We start from the raw sequence: 18,670 nt of genomic DNA, 5'->3' as shown, positions 1-18,670 counted from the left end.
TGGGTGCACGGTGTGGTGGTGGATTGGTCGGTGGCGTGCGGTGGCGTTTCCGGGCGGCGGGTGGAGTTGCCTACGTACGCATTTCAACGCCAACGCTACTGGCTGAGCCTCACGGCTCTCACCGCCGATGTCGCTTCCGCCGGCCTGACGGAAACGGATCACCCGATGATCGGCGCTGCGGTTGTGCTCGCCGATTCGGGTGGTGCCGTGTTCACCGGCCGTCTCTCGTTGGATAGCCATCCGTGGCTCGGAGATCACGCTATCGCCGGCACGGTACTGCTGCCGGGCACGGCTTTCGTCGAATTGGCGTTGTGGGCTGGTGATCAGGTTGACTGCGACAGGGTGGAGGAACTCGTACTCGAAGTGCCGTTGCTACTGCCCGCTGACGGTGATGTGCAGATCCAGTTCGAGGTCGGCGCCGCTGCAGGATCCGGTCGGCGGGTGTTCTCGCTGCATGGGCGGCCATCCGGGACGGTGGACGGGCAATGGACTCGTCACGCGACAGGTGTATTGGCTCCGCAACTGACTGCGCCCGACGTCGATCTGACCGTGTGGCCGCCGAACGGTGCCACCGAACTGGATATCAGTGATCTGCACGACCGCCAGCGTGCTGCGGGATTCGAGTTCGGCCCGGCGTTCCGTGGTCTGCGTGCGGCCTGGCTGCTCGATGATCAGGTGTTCGCCGAGGTGCGTCTGCCCGATGAATTCGCCGACGACGCGCGACGGTTCGGATTGCATCCCGCACTGCTCGACGCCGCGCTGCATCCGCTGTCCTTCTTGCCGGGTTGGGACAGTTCCGGCGTGGGCAAGCTGCCACTGTCCTGGGATGGCGTCTCACTCCATGCCACCGGCGCAACGACTTTGCGAGTGCGGCTGACCGCGATCGGTTCCGACACCCTGGCTCTCGTGGCCTGTGATAGCTCGGGCGGTCTGGTAGCCGCCGCGGAATCGTTCGCCATGCGGGCGATCAACACTGGTAGTTCCATAGCGAGCGCCGCGTTCGATTCGCTCTACCGGATGAGATGGCAAGCGGTACAGCAGCCGTCGCGGGCCATCGCTTCGCTTGTCATGATCGGCGCCGAGGAGACGATCCCGGGGTCGGCGGCATTCGGTGATCTGGCCGCGCTCGCCGCTGCGATGGATGCAGGTCTGACCCCGCCGGCAACGGTGGCGGTGCGGTTCGCGGCAGTCGGCGGAGACGACGTGGCTGATCGGGCTCATCGCGCAAGTCATTCCGCGCTCGCGCTGGTCCAGTCGTGGCTGAGCGATACGCATTTCGACGCATCCCGCCTGGTGGTGGTTACCCGAGAAGCGGTGGCGGTCACCGAGGCCGAGACACACATCGACCCAGCGTATGCCGCAGTGTGGGGACTGCTGCGGTCGGCCCAAACCGAGAATCCGGGACGGATCGTTCTGCTGGACATGGAGTCTGCTACGGATATGCACTCAGTAGCCGCGGCGCTGGCCTGGACGGACGAGTCCCAGATAGCAATGCGTGCCGGGGCGGCGTACGTACCCCGGCTCGCACGGATGGCACAAACAGAATCAACGAAGCCCAACGGATATGACAAGGGGACGGTGCTGGTCACCGGGGCCAGCGGTTTGCTCGGTGGGCTGGTGGCTCGGCACCTGGTCTCCAAGCATGGAAGCAAGCGCCTGGTGCTGGCGAGCCGCAGTGGCCGGGTCGGTGAGTTGGTTGCCGAGCTCTCCGGTCTAGGAGCCGAGGTTGTTTCGGTAGCGTGTGACGTCGCCGACCGTAAGGCGGTCTCCGGTCTGCTCGACGCTATCCCGGCAGAACATCCACTGACCGCCGTAGTCCACATTGCCGGCGTGCTCGACGACGGTGTCGTCTCGTCGCTCAATGCTGGGCGCATCGACACAGTGATGCGCCCGAAGGTCGATGCCGCATTCGTGCTCCATGAGCTGACGCGGAACCTGCCGCTGTCGGAATTCGTGCTGTTCTCGTCCGCGTCGGGTGTACTCGGTGGCCTCGGGCAGGCGAACTACGCGGCCGCGAATGCGTTCCTGGATGCATTGGCGCTACATCGACGTGGACTCGGCGTCCCGGCAACATCATTGGCGTGGGGTATGTGGGCGCAGCCCAGCGGGATGACCGGGCAGTTGTCCCAGTCCGATGTCGAACGTATCGAACGCGCCGGTGTGCATCCGATGTCTGCGGACGAGGGTCTGGCGCTCTTCGATGCCGCGGTGGCCGGCGATGTGGCAGTAGTTGTGCCGATGCGGCTGGATGTGGCAAGGCTTCGGGCCGGCGCGATGGTCGCAGGCCAGGTGCCGGAGATCATGCGTGGATTGGTACGCCTCCCACGTCGACGCGAGGCAGTGTCCGAGGTCGATTCGGTGGGCGGCCGGTTGAGCGGACTGTCGGCGAGCGAGCGTGACAAGGCGCTGGCCGAGATCGTCCCGGTACTGGTGGCGAACGCACTCGGGTACAACGTCGAGGAGATCGACCCGCACCAAACCTTCCAGCAACTGGGCATTGATTCGCTGACCGCGATCGAACTGCGTAATGGGCTCAACGCGGCCATCGGGATACGGCTGCCCGCGACACTCGTCTTCGACTACCCGACCACTGCGGCGCTGATCGAACACCTGCAGGCAGAGTTGGCGAACAATGCTCCCGATGTCCAACCGGGTACGGCGTCGTCCGCGACCGAGCGCGACACCCTTGCCGCCCAACGGGCACTCAGCATCACCTCGCTCTACTTCGATGCCTGTGCTGCTGGTCGTTACGTGCAGGCGAACGAGATGGCGGTCGCCGCAGCACGATTGCGACCGTCGTTCGCAACGGCCGACGAAGTAGGTGTGGCCCGGGAACCCGTGCGATTGGCAGCAGGGGAGCAGTCGCCGGTCTTGGTCGGATTCACCTCCGCAAGTCCGATGTCCGGTCCGTTCGAGTTCACGCAGATAGCCCGGCATTTCGATGGCGCCCGGGACCTGTGGGTGCTTCCGCTTCCCGGATTCCTTGCGGGTGAGCGACTGCCCGCTACCTGGGGTGCGCTCGTCGAGTGGCTCGCCGATCGGGTGGAGCAGGTCTGCGCTGGACGGCCGGCAGTGCTCGTCGGGCGATCCGCCGGAGGCACGATCGCTCATTCGGTCGCTGTGTGTCTGGAACAGCGGGGTGCCGCTGTCGCCGGGCTGGTCCTGCTGGACACCTTTGAGGTCGGCAGTGAGCCTGCGTTGCGTATCCAATCGCCGATGATGCGCCGAATCGCTGCCGACGGTGCGCGTCTCGGCGAGATGGATGATGTCGGTGTCACGGCGATGACTGGATACTTTGCTCTCTTCAGCGATTGGCAGCCGGTCGAACTGAGCGCTCCGACACTGTTTGTCGGCGCGACCCCCGACGAGTCCACCGATTGGTTGACGGCGACCTGGTCGCTGACCCACGATCTGATTCGTGTGTCGGGCTCGCACTACAGCATGATCGATGAGGGAGGGGAGGAGACCGCTGCGGCGATCGATCATTGGATCTCCGGCAGATCCTGATGCTGTCCGATTGAAATGACAAAGGGCCTTCCTCCCAGCCTGGGAGGAAGGCCCTGTTCGGGCGCACGATCAGTCGTTGCGCTTGTCGAAGATCGCGTCGCGCTGATCGAGCAGCGCGTCAGGAAGTGGGGTCTGCCCGATCATCTCTTCGGGCACCGGGTTCGGGTGCGGGACCGAGTCACTGCTCACATTCATCGAGCATAGCCCGATCAAGGTGCCGTTCACGTCGCGGATGTGTGCGGCATCGAAAGTGCCGTCGTCGTTGGTCATCGGAGGGCCGGCTTTGCCGCCCGCCTCTTCCACCAGGCGGCACGCTTCTTTGAGGTCATCGACCAGCAGGACGAACGCCAGATACTCGTCGGGGATATCGCGGTACGCCTCGGGGGTGCCTTCACGGCCGCCGCCAAGCGTGGTATCCCAGACCGTGCCGAAGGGGATATTGCTGCCTTCCGGCAAATTGGCGAACCCGAACGGGTTGCCGGGACCGTTGGTGCCGTCGGTGAATTTCCAGCCGAAAGCCTGCTCGTAGAATTTTTGGGTAGCCGGCAGATTCGCACTTCCGAGTTCGAATGCCATCAGTTTTGCAGGATTATTCGACATGAGGTTTCCTTTCTGGCGGACAGGGGCGCTGCGCGCCGTGCAAAGCGCTTGATCAACCCTGTTGATATCGACGTCAGTATTATCAATCCAGAAATGACTGTCAACCTGCGGCTCGGACCATAATCGCGTGGATAAGATAGGGGTCCCATAGGGGTTGTGGGATGGGGATGGGGCACATCTATTCTCCTGAATAACCACCATGGTCTGCGGCGAGGAATTCTCCCTATGCATTTCCAGCTCGAGGTGGCGGTGTGAGGCGAGCCGACGAAAGCAGAGGCGGGATCAGCGTGCACGATGACGACGAATCGCGAGTTGTCACCATCGTCGGCGCCGGCGTGATGGGAACGGCCATTGCGACGACCGTGCTTCATCAGGGCGTCTCGGTGCATCTGATCGATTCCGACGACAAGGTGATCGCGCAGGCGCCGGAGCGCGTGTCGCGCCAACTTCGGCATGCTCAGCTGATGGGAGCCCCGTCAGCTGCCCCAGCGCCGGGCACGCTCACGACGAGCAACAGCGTGGATCCGCAGGTGAGTCTCAGCAGGGCGGTTATCGAGGCTATCGTCGAAGATGCCGACCTCAAGCAGAAAGTTCTCGCCGACGTTGTCGAATTGGTGGAGCCGGGTACTCCGCTGATATCCAACACGTCGGGTATACCGATCGATGAGTTGGCCGGCCGTCTGGTGCGCCCCGAGGACCTGGTCGGCACGCATTTCATGAACCCCGCCTACTTGATCGATATGGTCGAGGTGATCCGGGGTCCGCGTACGTCCGAATCTATCCTCGCGGCCACTACCGACCTGCTGATGTCGTTCGGGCGCAAGCCGGTTGTCGTCCGTGATTCGCCCGGATTCGTCACCAGCCGCCTACTGCATCCGATGATCAATGAAGCATCGAGAATTGTCGGTGACGGTATCGCTTCGGCGGAAGACGTCGATGCATTGATGCAGGGATGTCTCGGGCACCCGACCGGCCCTTTGCGGACGGCCGATTTGATCGGCATCGATAATCTCGTCGACGCGCTTCGTGCTCTTTATGAACGCACCGGACAAAGCTATTTCGAGCCGAGTACCGCTTTGCTCGAGAAGGTGCAGCAGGGCGATCTCGGTCGCAAAACCGGCCGCGGGTTCTACGAATACTGAGAGGGAGACATGTCCAACGAAGCCAACGCCACCGATGTCCTGCTGGAACGCTCGGCTATCGAACAAAAGATCCTGGCGTACCTGACCACGCGACTGAAGACCGAGATCGCGCCGAGTCAGGACATCTTTGCCAAGGGGCTGGTCAATTCGATGTTCGCGATGGAACTCGTCGTGCAGCTCGAAGGCGAGTTCGGCGTGGCCATCATCGGTTCCGACCTGCAGTTGGCGAACTTTCGTTCCGTCGACAAGATGGTCGACCTCGTGCATCGGCTACGGGAGCATCATGGCGAGTGACAGTTTCGCTGAGGCATGCGAGATCGTCGATTCGATAGTCGGTGACCAGGCAGAATCCTGGGATCTGGCGGGGTTGCTGCCCTCGCGTGTGCTCGCGGACCTGGGCGGGCGCGGCCTGCTGTGCCCGCAGGTCCCCGAGACCTACGGGGGGCTCGGCTTCGACAGCTCGTCGACGGGCAGGCTGACCGCGCACGTCGGTGCACGTTGTAGCTCGCTGCGCAGCGTGATGACCTCGCAGGGCATGGCGGCGTGGACGATTCAACGGCTGGGCGATATGGCTCAGCGGCATGCGTACCTCAGCGAACTGACGGCTGGGAAGGTTGCCGCCGTCGGTTTCAGCGAGCCCGACGCGGGCAGCGACCTGTCGGCGATCACCACTCGAATCAAACGCGACGGGGATCACCTGGTCCTCAGCGGCAGCAAGGTGTGGGTCACCGCCGCGGACTACGCGGATCTTCTCGTGGTTTTCGGACAGTTCGGCGATGGTGCGGCAGCTGTGGTGGTGCCGACCGCCAGCCCGGGCGTCACGGTCACCAAGGTTGCGGATCCGCTCGGCTGCCGGGCCGCCGGTCACGCCGACGTCGAGTTCGACTCCGTCCGGTTGACCGAAAACAGCCTGCTCGGCGGTTCGGCACAGTCCCTGCAATTGCTGGTAACCACCGCACTGACCTACGGTCGTTTATCCGTCGCCTGGGGATGCGTCGGCATTCTCCGCTCCTGCCTTGCGGAAGCTACTCGGCACGCACGGACCAGGGAGCAATTCGGCAAGCCGCTCGCGCAGCATCAGCTCACTGCGCGCAATGTTGCCGAATTGCTGACCGCCGAGCATATTGCGACTCGATCTTGTGAATATGCCAGCCAGTGCTGGGATGCGAAACGCCCGGAGATGGTGACGGCCGCAGTCATGGCCAAATATGTGAGCGCGCAGCACGCGGTCCGCGGGGCCGCGACGGCTGTTCAGGTGCTCGCCTCGGCCGGCGCGCGCGACGGCCGTCCGGTTGCGCGCGCGTATCGCGACGCAAAGCTGATGGAGATCATCGAAGGAAGCAGTGAAATATGTCAGCTGATTCTGGCTGAGCAGGCATTCAACGCGTCCTACCAGGTATAGCGAGGTTGATGGTGACCGGGACTGTCAAGACGATAAAATGTGTTGTCTGGGATCTGGATAACACGCTATGGCAGGGCACGATACTGGAAGATCGGCACGTGCGGCTCGACGATTCGGTGCGTGAGCTGATACGCGTACTGGATTCGCGGGGGATTCTGCAATCGGTCGCCAGTAAGAATCATTATGACTTGGCGTGGTCCCGGCTCGAAGAGTTGGGGATCGCTGAATACTTCATTCTGCCGCAGATCGGTTGGGGGCCCAAGTCCGCGTCGGTCAGCCGCATCATGGAGACGCTGAATTTTGCGGAGTCGGTCATCGCCTTCGTCGATGATCAACCCGCCGAACGTGCGGAGGTGGCGTTCCACCTACCGGAAGTGCGGTGCTACTCGCCTGAGCAGCTCAGTGGGCTGGCGGATCTCGCGGAGTTCGTTCCGGCGAATATCACCGAGGACGCAAGGCGTCGGCGGCTGATGTACCAGGCTTCATTCATCCGGGACGCGGCCCGAGAAGAGTTCTCCGGCCCGGATGAGGAGTTCCTGCGATCGCTGGAACTGGTGCTGAAAATTACTCCGGCAGATCCGGAGAGTTTGACGAGGGTCGAAGAACTGACGCTGCGCACCAGTCAAATGAACGCGACCGGCGTGCACTACTCGGACGCGGACCTGCGCGCCCTGCTGCTCGATCCGGCGCACGAGGTGCTGGTGGCGACCCTGACGGATCGCTACGGGCCGCACGGCGCCATCGGGGTGGTGCTCCTGGAAAAGTACGCTGACTGCTGGCATTTGCGACTGCTGGCGACTTCGTGCCGCGTGGTGTCGTTCGGTATCGGCACGGTGATATTGAATTGGCTGATATCGAGGGCGCAGCGCGCCGGTGTACATCTGGTGGCGGATTTCCGGCGCACCGAACGCAACCGCATGATGGAGATGGCTTATCGGTTTGCCGGCTTCACCGAGTCGAATTGCTTGTGTATCGGCACATTGCCCGAGTCCGATGCCGAAATTCAGCGATTCCATCTGGTTCCGGATGAACGATCCGTGCCCGACACGATCCGCTTCGAGGCTCCCGGATCGTTGCCGGTGGCGCCGCAGATCGAGCAGACTGGAGTATAGAGAAGGCGATGGCAGGTCAGACAGATATCTCACCCGGACTGGTGCAATACCTTCGGGACGTGTCACTCCGTGAGGATTCCGTACTGCGTGATCTTCGCGAGGAGACCGAAAAGTACCCCATGGGGCACGCGATGCAGATCATGCCCGAGGAAGGGCAGTTTCTTTCGCTGCTTGTTCGTCTGATCGGCGCCAGATCGATACTGGAGGTCGGCACGTTCACCGGCTACAGCTCCCTGTGTATGGCCAGATCGCTGCCGGCGGACGGGCGGCTGGTGACATGTGATATTTCCGAGAAATGGCCGCAGATCGCGACGCCCTACTGGTCACGGGCGGGGGTTGCCGATCGTATCGAGCTCCTGATCGGTGATGCCCGAAGCACGTTGGCCGCTTTGCTAGAAATAAAGGGGCCGGGATGCTTCGATCTGGCCTTTATCGACGCGGATAAGGCAGGCTATCCGGACTATTACGAGAAATCTCTCACGCTGGTGCGACACGGCGGTCTGATTCTGCTGGACAATACGCTCTTCTTCGGCAGGGTGATAGATCCCGATTGTGCGGACGCGGACACCGAAGCGATCAGAGCGCTCAACAGCTTTCTGCTGAAGGACGATCGAATCGAGTTGTCGCTGTTGCCGTTCTCCGACGGGATCACCATGGCGTTGAAGAAGTAGTTTCGATACGGGCCCGCGGGATGATCGGCGCTGCATTCGATCGCTACCGATATTGGCAGTGACTTCTATTGGGGATGTTTGAGGTGGATATGTCCGGTCAGCGCGACTCGGAGGCAACGGAACGTAGCGACGGGTTTGTCGACGATGTCGCTGTGGTCGGAATGTCGTGCAGATTTCCGGGCGCCGGAAATATGGCGGAATTCTGGCGGCTGCTGGTCGAGGGGCGAGGTGTCTCCGCTCGCCGACCGGACCTGCGTCGCGAGTCGTTGCTGCGGTCCGACGCCGCCGAATCGTCGACCAGGCTGAACTACCTCGACGATATCGACGCCTTCGATGCGGAGTTCTTCGGCCTTTCCACGGCCGAGGCCGCGGCGACAGATCCACAGCAGCGCTTGATGCTGGAGCTGGGCTGGGAGGCGCTCGAGGACGCCGGGATCAGGCCTGACGAACTCGACGATCATCGGGTCGGGGTGTTCGTCGGCTCGATGTGGGACGACTACGCCGATCTGACGAAGCGCCATCATGGCGGCGAGGTCACCGCAGATACCGCCGCGGGGATTCAGCGCGGCATGATCGCGAACCGGCTCTCCCACTTCTTGTCGCTGCATGGGCCCAGCGTCACGGTCGATACCGGCCAGTCGTCCTCGCTCACCGCGACCCACCTCGCGTACCGGAGCATTCGCGGTGGCGAGGCGGATCTCGCGATAGCGGCGGGCGTGAATATCGCGCTCGATACGGCGAACTCCGACATCCTCGCCGAATGGGGCGGGCTGTCACCGGATGGTCGCTGCTATGCGTTCGATGAACGTGCGAACGGGTTCGTTCGCGGCGAGGGTGGCGGTGCCGTCCTGCTGAAGCCGTTGTCCCGGGCCTTGGCCGATGGCGACCGGGTCTACTGCGTCATCCGGGGCAGCGGCGTCGGGTACGGCAGCGCCGATCGAATCACCACGCCGAACGCGGATGCCCAAGCGGCACTACTTCGAGCGACGTACGAAGAATCGGGCATCGCCCCCTCGGATGTGCAGTATGTAGAGCTCCACGGTCCGGGAACACCGGTGGGTGATCCGATCGAGGCCGAATCGGTGGGCCAGGTCCTCGGGGCAGTACCGCGCCGCGATCGCGACCTCGTCGTCGGAAGCATCAAGACGAACATCGGACATCTCGAGGGCGCGGCCGGTATCGCGGGTTTGATCAAAGCCGCGCTCTGTATCGAAAATCGGTGTATCCCGGCCAGTTTGAACTACTCAACACCGAACCGCGACATTCCACTCGGCGATCTGCGGCTTTCGGTGCAGGTCGAAACCGGCGATTGGCCAGCCGCTACCCGGCCGCTGATTGCCGGCGTGAATTCCTTTGGCATGGGTGGCGCCAACTGCCATGTCATTCTCGCGGAGTGGTCCACCGGCGAACCGAGCAGGTCCGCGAAGCGGAACGGCTCCGATGACACCGCCGACCCGGCGCAGCCGTTGCCGTGGGTGCTGTCGGCGAAATCGGCTGTGGCACTGCGGGCTCAAGCGGACCGCCTGCTATCGCATGTGCAGGAGCGGCCGGAACTCGCCCCCGCCGATGTGGCGTGGTCGCTGCGGCATTCGCGTGCTTTGTTCGAACACCGTGCCGTGCTGGTCGGCCAGGACCGGGAAGCGCTGCTTGCGGGGTTGGCTGCGGTGGCGGCCGGGCAGCCGACCGGTGCGGTGGTGCGGGATGACCCGGCGGGATTCGGTGTCGCGGTCGGCGCGGCGCGTGCGGGCCTGGGTTCCGGTGTGGGCGTGGTGTTTTCCGGCCAGGGCTCGCAGCGGGTCGCGATGGGTTCGGGGCTGGCGGACTTCGCCGCGTTCACCGCGGCGATGAATCGGGTGTGCGCGGTGCTGGATCCGCTGGTAGGCACCTCGATCCGGGAGGTGATCGCGTCCGGGGTCGGACTGGACGGGACCGGACTGGCGCAACCGGCGCTGTTCGCGGTGCAAGTCGCGACCTATGAGTTGTTGTCGGCGTGCGGAATTCGCCCGCGGGTGCTGGTGGGGCATTCGGTGGGCGAGATCGCGGCCGCACATGTCGCCGGGGTCTTGAATCTCGACGACGCCTGCACGCTGGTGGCGGCGCGGGCGCGGTTGATGCAGCAGTTGCCGGCGGGGGGTGCGATGGCAGCGGTCGTCGCCACCGAAACCGAAGTCCGCGAGGTCATCGGCAGGCTCGGCGCCGAGCCGGGGCCGGTGGTGGTTGCGGCAGTGAACAGTCCTGTCGCGGTGGTGGTTTCGGGCGTGGCATCGGCCGTGCGGAGCGTGCTGGACGTGCTGGCGGGCCAGGAACGCCGGGCACGGCTGTTGCGGGTGAGTCATGCGTTTCATTCCCCGTTGATGGCGCCGATGACCGAGGAGTTCGCCCACGTGCTGGCGGGGTTGCGGTTCGCCCCCGCTCAGCTGCCGATCGTGTCCACCGTCACGGGGACTCTGTTGGATCCGGGGGACTGGACCGATCCGGATCACTGGGTGCGCCAGGTGCTGGCGCCGGTTCGTTTCGCCGACGCCATTACCGTTGCCGCCGACCTGGGACTCAACGCCGTCATGGAGGTGGGTCCGGATCCGACATTGACCGGTGCGATCACCGACATCCTCGCCGAGTCGCACCCGCGGATCACGGTGACCGCGACCTTGCGCCGGGATCGTCCCGAGGCTCGGTATCTGCTGACCAGCCTGGCCGCGGTGCACGCCAACGGGGTGCCCGTCGACTGGCCCGCTGCCGGCACGAGTGCGCCGGGCCGGCGTATTCCGTTGCCGACGTATGCGTTTCAACGCGAATCACATTGGTTCGGCAGCCGTTCAGCTGTCGGCGTTGCGCTCGACGGCCGCGCGGGCGATCCGGGCTCGAGCAGCAAGGGCGCGGACGCTTCGGCAGCGGATACCGCGGCCAACGTACGAGAGCTGATCGTGCGCGAATGCCGCCGGATCATTGCGGATGACCGCACCGAACCGGATGTTGCGGGCAGAACCTTCAAGGAGCTCGGATTCGATTCCGCCTCGTCGGTCGAACTGCGCAACGCCTTGGTGGCGGCGACAGGTATTCGACCGTCCGCCGGATTGCTGTTCAACTATCCGACGGTCGAGGCCCTGACGAAGTACTTCGTCGAACAACTGACCGGCGGTGCCGCGGACAGGGAGGTCCCGGCCGGCCCAGCCGAATCGGCCCCCAACGAACCCATCGCCATCGTCGGCATGGCCTGCCGGTTCCCCGGGGGCGCGAGTTCGCCGGAGGCGTTCTGGGATCTGGTCAGCAACGGCCGCGATGTGGTCGCTCCGATGACGGATTCCAGGGGCTGGAGCGTCGAGATCCCGCCCGGTGGATTCCTGCCCGATGCGGGGGATTTCGACGCGTCGTTCTTCGGGATCTCGCCGCGGGAGGCGTTGGCGATGGATCCGCAGCAGCGGCTGTTGCTGGAAACTGCCTGGGAGACCATCGAAAATGCGGGTATCGACCCGAGCGGCCTGCGTGATTCGCAGACGGGGGTCTTCGTCGGCGGCAGCGGGCAGGAATACGCGACCATGATGAGCCAGGTGCCCAGTGGGGTCGCGGGCTACCTGATGACCGGCACTGCGGCGAGTGTGTTGTCGGGTCGGGTGGCGTACGTGCTCGGTCTGGTGGGCCCGGCGGTGTCCGTCGATACGGCGTGTTCGTCGTCGCTGGTCGCACTGCATCAGGCGGTATCTGCCTTGCGGGCCGGTGAGTGCTCGATGGCGTTGGCCGGTGGGGTGACGGTGATGTCCTCCCCGGGAACATTTGTGGAGTTCGCGCGCCAGCGGGGCTTGGCCCCGGACGGCCGATGCAAGCCGTTCTCGGCGGACGCGGATGGCGTGGGTTGGTCCGAGGGCGTGGGTTTGCTGCTGCTGGAGCGGCTTTCGGAGGCACGTCGGCTGGGCCATGAGGTGCTGGCGGTGGTGCGTGGTTCGGCGGTGAATCAGGATGGTGCGTCGAACGGTCTGACCGCGCCTAATGGTCCGGCGCAGCAGCGGGTGATTCGTGCTGCGCTGGGCAATGCCGGGTTGGCCGCGTCAGCGGTGGATGTGGTGGAGGCACATGGCACGGGGACTCGGTTGGGTGATCCGATCGAGGCCGAAGCCTTGTTGGCTACTTACGGGCAGGGCCGATCCGGGCGACCGTTGTGGTTGGGGTCGGTGAAATCCAATATCGGTCATACGCAGGCCGCCGCCGGGGTGGCCGGGGTGATCAAGATGGTGCTGGCGATGCGCGAGGGTGTGTTGCCGAAGTCGTTGCACGTGGCCGCGCCGTCGCCACAGGTGGATTGGGCCGCCGGGGCGGTGGAGCTGCTGACCGAGACCCGGACATGGGACACCGAGATGGATACGCCGCGGCGAGCGGCGGTGTCCTCGTTCGGGATCAGCGGCACGAATGCTCACGTCATCCTCGAACAAGCACCGCCGCTGCCGAGCCGGGCCGCCGATGGTGCGGGCACCACCAGCACTGCTGAATCCGCCGAAACGACCGGGTCCGAGCGGCCGCTGATGTGGGTGGTGTCGGCGAAAACGCCTGCCGCGCTGCGGGATCAGGCTCAGCGGTTGGCCCAGCACGTGCGGCATCGGCCGCAGCTGGATCCGGCCGATGTGGCTTGGTCGCTGCGGCATTCGCGGGCTTTGTTCGACCACCGGGCCGTGGTCGTCGGCGCGGACCGAGACGCGTTGCTGGCCGGGTTGACTCAGGTCGCGGCCGGGCAATCCGTCAACGCGGTGCTGCGCGACGATTCGGCGGGGTTCGGCGCAGCCATCGGTGTGACCGTCGCGAGTTCTGGTGTAGGCCTGGTGTTTTCCGGTCAGGGCTCGCAACGCAGCGGGATGGGGCTGGGGCTGGCCGGTTTCGCCCCGTTCGACGACGCCCTGCGACGGGTATGCGCGGTGCTGGATCCGTTGGTGGGTGGCTCGATCCGGGAGGCGATCGCCACCGGGAACGATCTGGACACCACGGGATTGGCGCAACCGGCGCTGTTCGCGATGGAAGTCGCCCTGTACGAGCTGCTGATCGCCTGCGGCGTGACACCGCGTGTGCTGGTGGGACATTCGGTCGGGGAGATCGCCGCCGCACACGTGGCCGGGGTACTGAACCTCGAGGACGCGAGTGTCCTGGTGGCCGCGCGCGCCCGGTTGATGCAGCAACTCCCGTCCGGGGGCGCGATGGCCGCGCTCGCCGCCTCCGAAACCGAAGTTCAGGAAATCCTCGACCAGCTCGGTACCGAGCTGGGTCCTGCAGTGGTGGCCGCGGTGAACGGTCCTGCCGCAGTGGTGGTTTCCGGCGCCGAGGCCGCGGTGGCCGCAGTGCTGAAAGTGCTGGCGGCACGGGGCAGACGGACTCGGTCGCTACGGGTCAGCCATGGCTTCCATTCCCCGTTGATGATGCCGATGACCGAGGAATTCGCGCGGGTGCTGGCCGGGTTGCGATTCGCCCCGGCGCGGATACCGATCGTCTCCACGGTCACCGGCACCCTGCTCGATCCTGCCGAGTGGACCGATCCGCACTACTGGGTGCGGCAGGTCCTGGCCCCGGTCCGGTTCGCCGACGCCATCGCCGTTGCGGCCGAGCAGGACATCGGTGTGCTGGCGGAGGTGGGTCCGGATCCGACATTGACAGCGGCGATCACCGAGACTCTCGCCGAGACCCATCCGGACGTCACGGTCACCGCTACCCTGCGCCGGGATCGGTCCGAACCGCGGTATCTGCTGACCGGTCTGGCGACGTTGTATGCCGTCGGCGTGTCCGTCGACTGGTCTGCGGCCATCGGCACCGGCGGGGTGGATCCGGTTGCGGCAGAAGTGGATCGGCGTATTGCGTTGCCGACGTATGCGTTCCAGCGGAAGCGGTTCTGGCTGGATGCGCAGGCTGGCTCCGGTGATGCTGAGGCGTTGGGGGTTGGCGCTGCCGGGCATCCGTTGCTGGGTGCGGTGGTGGAATTGCCTTCCGGCGGTGTGGTTATGACGGGTCGATTGTCGCTGCGGGAATTTGCGTGGCTGGCTGATCACCAGGTGGCCGGGATGGTGTTGCTGCCGGGGACTGGTTTCGTCGAATTGTTGATTGCCGCTGGTGACTATGCGAGCGCTGCTGTGGTCGATGAGTTGACGGTGGTGACGCCGTTGCTGCTGTCGGATGATGCGGTGCAGGTGCGGGTGAGTGTCGGTGAACCAGATGCGGAGGGGCGGTGTGCGGCGAGTGTGTATTCACGCTCTGACACCGGCCGGGATGCCGAAGCCGCGGTCACGGAGTGGGTGTTGCATGCGAGTGCCGTCCTTTCCACCAAAACTGCGTATTCTGCATCGGGTTTGGGTTCATGGCCACCGGCCGGCGCGGCCGAGATCGACCTGAGCGATGGCTACGAGCGAGTGTCGGCGCACGGGTATGGCTATGGTCCGGTGTTCCAGGGTTTGCAACGGATGTGGCGGCGCGGCGAGGAGTTGTTCGCCGAGGTTGCGCTACCCGAGAACATGGGTTCGCCAGCTGCTGAGTTCGCGGTGCATCCGGCGTTGCTGGACAGCGCGTTGCATACGATGTTGCCCGGTATCGATGCGGATGCCGGGCCGGCGGGTTTGCCGTTCTCGTGGCAGGGCGTGCGTGTGCATGCCACCGGTGCCGATCACGCTCGCGTCCGGATAGCCCCTGCTGTTTCGGCGGTCGGTGCCGGTGGGGTGTCGGTGTGGTTGGTCGATGATCAGGATCAGCCGATCGTCACGGTGGACGCGTTGACGATGCGCCCGATCCCCGATCGGTTGGCCGATCAGGGGCGAGCAGCCGCGCGGCAGGACTCGCTGTATCGGCTGGATTGGATCGACTATCCACTGCCACAACAGGTTCCGATAGCCACGAGTGACTGGACGTACCTCGGAGACGGGGCTACCAGCCATGCCTTCGGCGCGAACGTGACCAGTGCGCATTGGGCGGCGGATCTGACGTCATTGACCGCGGCGATCGATACCGGCCGTCCGACACCGGCTGTCGTCGTGGCGCGGGTCCCGGTGCCGCGGCCGGCCACGCCGGTGGCAGAGAGCGTGCACCGGATGGTCGGCGAGGTTCTCGGGCTGTTGCAGGCGTGGTTGGCCGAGCCACGGTTGGTGGAGTCGCGTCTGGTGGTGGTGACTCAGCGTGCGACCGGGATCGGCGAGGTCGAGGCGGAATTGTCGTCCGCGGTCACCGAAACCGACTCGGCGGCACCGGGATCGGTGTCGGGCTTGGCGGCCGCTTCGGTGTGGGGTCTGGTGCGTTCGGCGCAGGCGGAGAATCCGGATCGGTTCGTGCTGGTCGATATCGATGACACGACCGAATCCTGGCAGGCGTTGCCTGCCGCACTCGCCGGCGGCGAGTCGCAGCTGGTGCTGCGGGGCGGGCGGGCGGGCGTGCCGCGGTTGGCGCGGGTGCGTCCGGTCGCCGCGGCGCTCGCCGATGCGAGGTTGCCGTGGGATGGCTCGGGCACGGTGCTGATCACGGGTGGTTCGGGTGCGCTGGGATCGATGCTGGCCCGACACCTGGTCACCGCGCACGGGGTGCGGAGAGTGCTGCTGGTGAGCCGCCGCGGTGAAACTGCCGAGGGATTCGCCGCGTTGCGTGCGGATCTGCTGGCTGCGGGTGCGCAATCGGTGGTCGCGGCCGCGTGTGATGTGACCGATCGCGGGCAGTTGGCCGCGGTATTGGCTGCTGTCGACCCGGCATTCCCGGTGCGGGTGGTGGTGCACACGGCCGGGGTGCTCGACGACGGCGTGATCACCTCGCTGACACCCGAGCAGGTGGCTCGTGTGCTTGCCCCGAAGGTGGCCGCGGCGTGGCATCTGCACGAGCTGACTCGGGACCTGGACCTGCGGGGATTCCTCGTTTACTCCTCGGTGTCCGGGGTGCTGGGCGCACCGGGCCAGGGCAACTACGCCGCCGGCAACGCCTTCCTCGACGGCCTCGCGCACTACCGGCAGCGCCTCGGCTTGCCCGCGATGTCACTGGCGTGGGGTTTATGGGACCAAGACACGGGGATCACCGGGCACCTGCGGGCCGGCGACCGGGAACGGATGAACCGGCGCGGTTGGGTGGCGATGCACGACACCGAGGGTTTGGCGTTGCTGGACCGCGCGGTGGTCGCGCCCGAACCGATGGTCGTGCCTGCGCGCCTGGATCTGACCGCGATCCGTGCGATGGCGGACACCAGCATCTATTCGGACCTACTCGCTGTCCGGGGCCGTCGCGCCGATGCGGGTCCGCAGCACAATTCGGCGGGCACACCGGCGTGGGCACAACGCCTCGCCGGACTGGATCAGCGGCAACGGCACGCAGTGCTGACCGAGCTGATCACCGCGGAAGCCGCGCTGATACTCGGACATGACGGCGCCCCGGATATCACTGGTAAACGGGCGTTCAAAGACCTCGGCTTCGACTCATTGACCGCCGTCGAGTTGCGTAACCGACTCACCACACTGACCGGCAGGCGACTGCCGACCACCCTGGTCTTCGACTATCCGACGGTGGCGGAGCTGGTGGACCACCTGGCTGCCGGGCAGGCGGGGGAGCTCGCTGCCGCTACACCCGCGCCGGCGGCGCCCGGCGTGGCCGACGATCCGATCGTGATCGTGGGAATGGGGTGCCGGTACCCGGGCGGCGTCGGGTCGGCGGAGCAGCTGTGGCGACTGGTCGTCGACGAGGTGGATGCGGTAGCGGGTCTGCCCACCGATCGCGGGTGGCCGGAAGATCTCTTCGATCCGGATCCCGACGCGATCGGCAAGAGCTATGCGCGAGCAGGCGGATTCCTCTATGCGGCCGCGGATTTCGATGCGTCCTTTTTCGGAATCTCGCCCCGCGAGGCACTGGCGATGGATCCGCAGCAGCGGTTGTTACTCGAAACTGCCTGGGAGACCGTCGAGAACGCGGGCATCGATCCCACGACGCTCAAGGGCAGTCGAACCGGCGTCTTCACCGGGCTCATGTACTACGACTACGCACCGCGGATCGGCGCTATGCCTCCGGAAGCGGAAGGCGTGGCGCTGACCGGAAATGCGGCGAGTGCGCTGTCGGGTCGCGTCTCGTACGTGCTGGGTTTGGTGGGTCCGGCGATATCGGTCGACACCGCGTGTTCGTCGTCGCTGGTCGCCCTGCATCAGGCGATATCCGCCTTGCGGGCCGGTGAGTGCTCGATGGCGTTGGCCGGCGGTGTGACGGTCATGTCGACACCGGGGACGCTGGTGGAGTTCGCCCGCCAGCGGGGATTGGCGGCGGATGGCCGGTGCAAGTCCTTCTCGGCGGACGCGGATGGCGTGGGTTGGTCCGAGGGCGTGGGTTTGCTTCTGTTGGAGCGGCTTTCGGATGCGCGTCGGCTGGGTCATGACGTTTTGGCGGTGGTGCGTGGTTCGGCGGTGAATCAGGATGGTGCGTCGAACGGCTTGACCGCCCCGAATGGCCCCTCGCAGCAGCGGGTGATCCGCGCGGCGCTGGCCGATGCCGGACTCGCGGCGTCGGCGGTCGATGTCGTGGAGGCGCACGGGACCGGGACTCGGTTGGGTGATCCGATCGAGGCCGGGGCGCTGCTGGCGACCTATGGACAAGCTCGGTCGGCGGAGCGGCCACTGTGGTTGGGGTCGGTGAAATCCAATATCGGGCATACCCAGGCCGCCGCCGGAATGGCCGGGGTGATCAAGATGGTCGAGGCGATGCGCCGTGGTGTGCTGCCGAAGTCGTTGCACGCGGATATGCCGTCGCCGCACGTGAATTGGGCCGATGGCGCGGTGGAGTTGTTGACCGAGGCCAGGCCCTGGGATACCGAGGCCGGTGCACCGCGGCGAGCAGCGGTGTCCTCGTTCGGCATCAGCGGCACCAACGCCCACGTCATTCTCGAACAAGCAACCGAGCCCGATGCTCCGGTCGCCGAACCGGTATCCGATACGACACGGCCCGAGGGGCCGCTGGCGTGGGTGGTGTCCGCGAAAACGCCTGGTGCCCTGCGGGATCAGGCACAGCGACTGTCGTCGTATGTGCGGGATCGGCCGGAGTTGGCTGCGGCGGATGTGGGGTGGTCGCTGCTCAGGTCTCGCACGTCCTTTGACCACCGCGCGGTGGTGGTCGGTGCGGGACGGGTCGGCTTGTTGGCCGGGCTGGACGCGCTGTCGGACGGAAACGTGAGCGATCGTGTGCTGGTCGGTTCGTCTGTGGCGGTTCGTGGTGTTGTGTTTGTGTTTCCGGGGCAGGGTTCGCAGTGGTTGGGGATGGCGCGGG

At 65.4% G+C, this 18,670-nt stretch carries 8 protein-coding genes; 7 read left to right on the top strand and 1 reads right to left on the bottom strand.

The features are described from left to right. On the top strand, positions 1 to 3,507 hold a 3,507-nt coding region (locus ABZ942_RS43670; protein WP_357392242.1), incomplete at its 5' end, for a type I polyketide synthase. A gap of 69 nt (positions 3,508 to 3,576) precedes the next feature. On the opposite strand, the gene ABZ942_RS43665 is transcribed toward ABZ942_RS43670, so the two are convergent. After that, positions 3,577 to 4,338, bottom strand: a complete 762-nt coding sequence (locus ABZ942_RS43665) for a VOC family protein (RefSeq protein ID WP_357392239.1) — start codon at positions 4,336 to 4,338, stop codon at positions 3,577 to 3,579. A gap of 56 nt (positions 4,339 to 4,394) precedes the next feature. Here ABZ942_RS43665 and ABZ942_RS43660 point away from each other — a divergent pair, with 56 nt between their 5' ends. The 6 genes from ABZ942_RS43660 to ABZ942_RS43635 all read left to right on the top strand — a co-directional run. Further along, a complete protein-coding gene (locus ABZ942_RS43660; RefSeq protein ID WP_357392237.1) occupies positions 4,395 to 5,249 on the top strand; it encodes a 3-hydroxyacyl-CoA dehydrogenase family protein in 855 nt (284 codons plus the stop codon). Between the two features lie 9 nt (positions 5,250 to 5,258). After that, positions 5,259 to 5,543 carry an acyl carrier protein gene (locus ABZ942_RS43655; RefSeq protein WP_357392235.1) on the top strand — a complete coding sequence of 95 codons (285 nt, stop codon included), beginning with the start codon at positions 5,259 to 5,261 and terminating at the stop codon, positions 5,541 to 5,543. Further along, positions 5,533 to 6,651, top strand: a complete 1,119-nt coding sequence (locus tag ABZ942_RS43650) for an acyl-CoA dehydrogenase family protein (protein ID WP_357392234.1) — start codon at positions 5,533 to 5,535, stop codon at positions 6,649 to 6,651. The genes ABZ942_RS43655 and ABZ942_RS43650 overlap by 11 nt, the downstream gene beginning before the upstream one ends. Before the next feature lie 8 nt (positions 6,652 to 6,659). Further along, on the top strand, positions 6,660 to 7,763 hold the full coding sequence (locus ABZ942_RS43645; protein ID WP_357392232.1) for an HAD-IIIC family phosphatase: 1,104 nt from the start codon (positions 6,660 to 6,662) through the stop codon (positions 7,761 to 7,763). Between the two features lie 8 nt (positions 7,764 to 7,771). After that, entirely contained in the window at positions 7,772 to 8,434 is a 663-nt protein-coding gene (locus ABZ942_RS43640) for a class I SAM-dependent methyltransferase (protein WP_357392230.1), read from the top strand. A 191-nt stretch (positions 8,435 to 8,625) separates the two neighbouring features. Then, a partial coding sequence (locus tag ABZ942_RS43635) for a type I polyketide synthase (protein WP_357392228.1) occupies positions 8,626 to 18,670 on the top strand: 10,045 nt, incomplete at its 3' end.

It is taken from the genome of Nocardia sp. NPDC046473, from assembly GCF_040645995.1.
Classification (GTDB): Bacteria; Actinomycetota; Actinomycetes; order Mycobacteriales; family Mycobacteriaceae; genus Nocardia.
This window is presented reverse-complemented; position numbering and strand designations above follow the sequence as displayed.

Bases quoted from the DNA above. Each gene is read 5' to 3' on its own strand.
- ABZ942_RS43650 (WP_357392234.1), top strand. From the start codon at position 5,533: ATGGCGAGTGACAGTTTCGCTGAGGCATGCGAGATCGTCGATTCGATA.
- ABZ942_RS43655 (WP_357392235.1), top strand. From the start codon at position 5,259: ATGTCCAACGAAGCCAACGCCACCGATGTCCTGCTGGAACGCTCGGCT.
- ABZ942_RS43645 (WP_357392232.1), top strand. From the start codon at position 6,660: ATGGTGACCGGGACTGTCAAGACGATAAAATGTGTTGTCTGGGATCTG.
- ABZ942_RS43640 (WP_357392230.1), top strand. From the start codon at position 7,772: ATGGCAGGTCAGACAGATATCTCACCCGGACTGGTGCAATACCTTCGG.
- ABZ942_RS43665 (WP_357392239.1), bottom strand. From the start codon at position 4,338: ATGCATAGGGAGAATTCCTCGCCGCAGACCATGGTGGTTATTCAGGAG.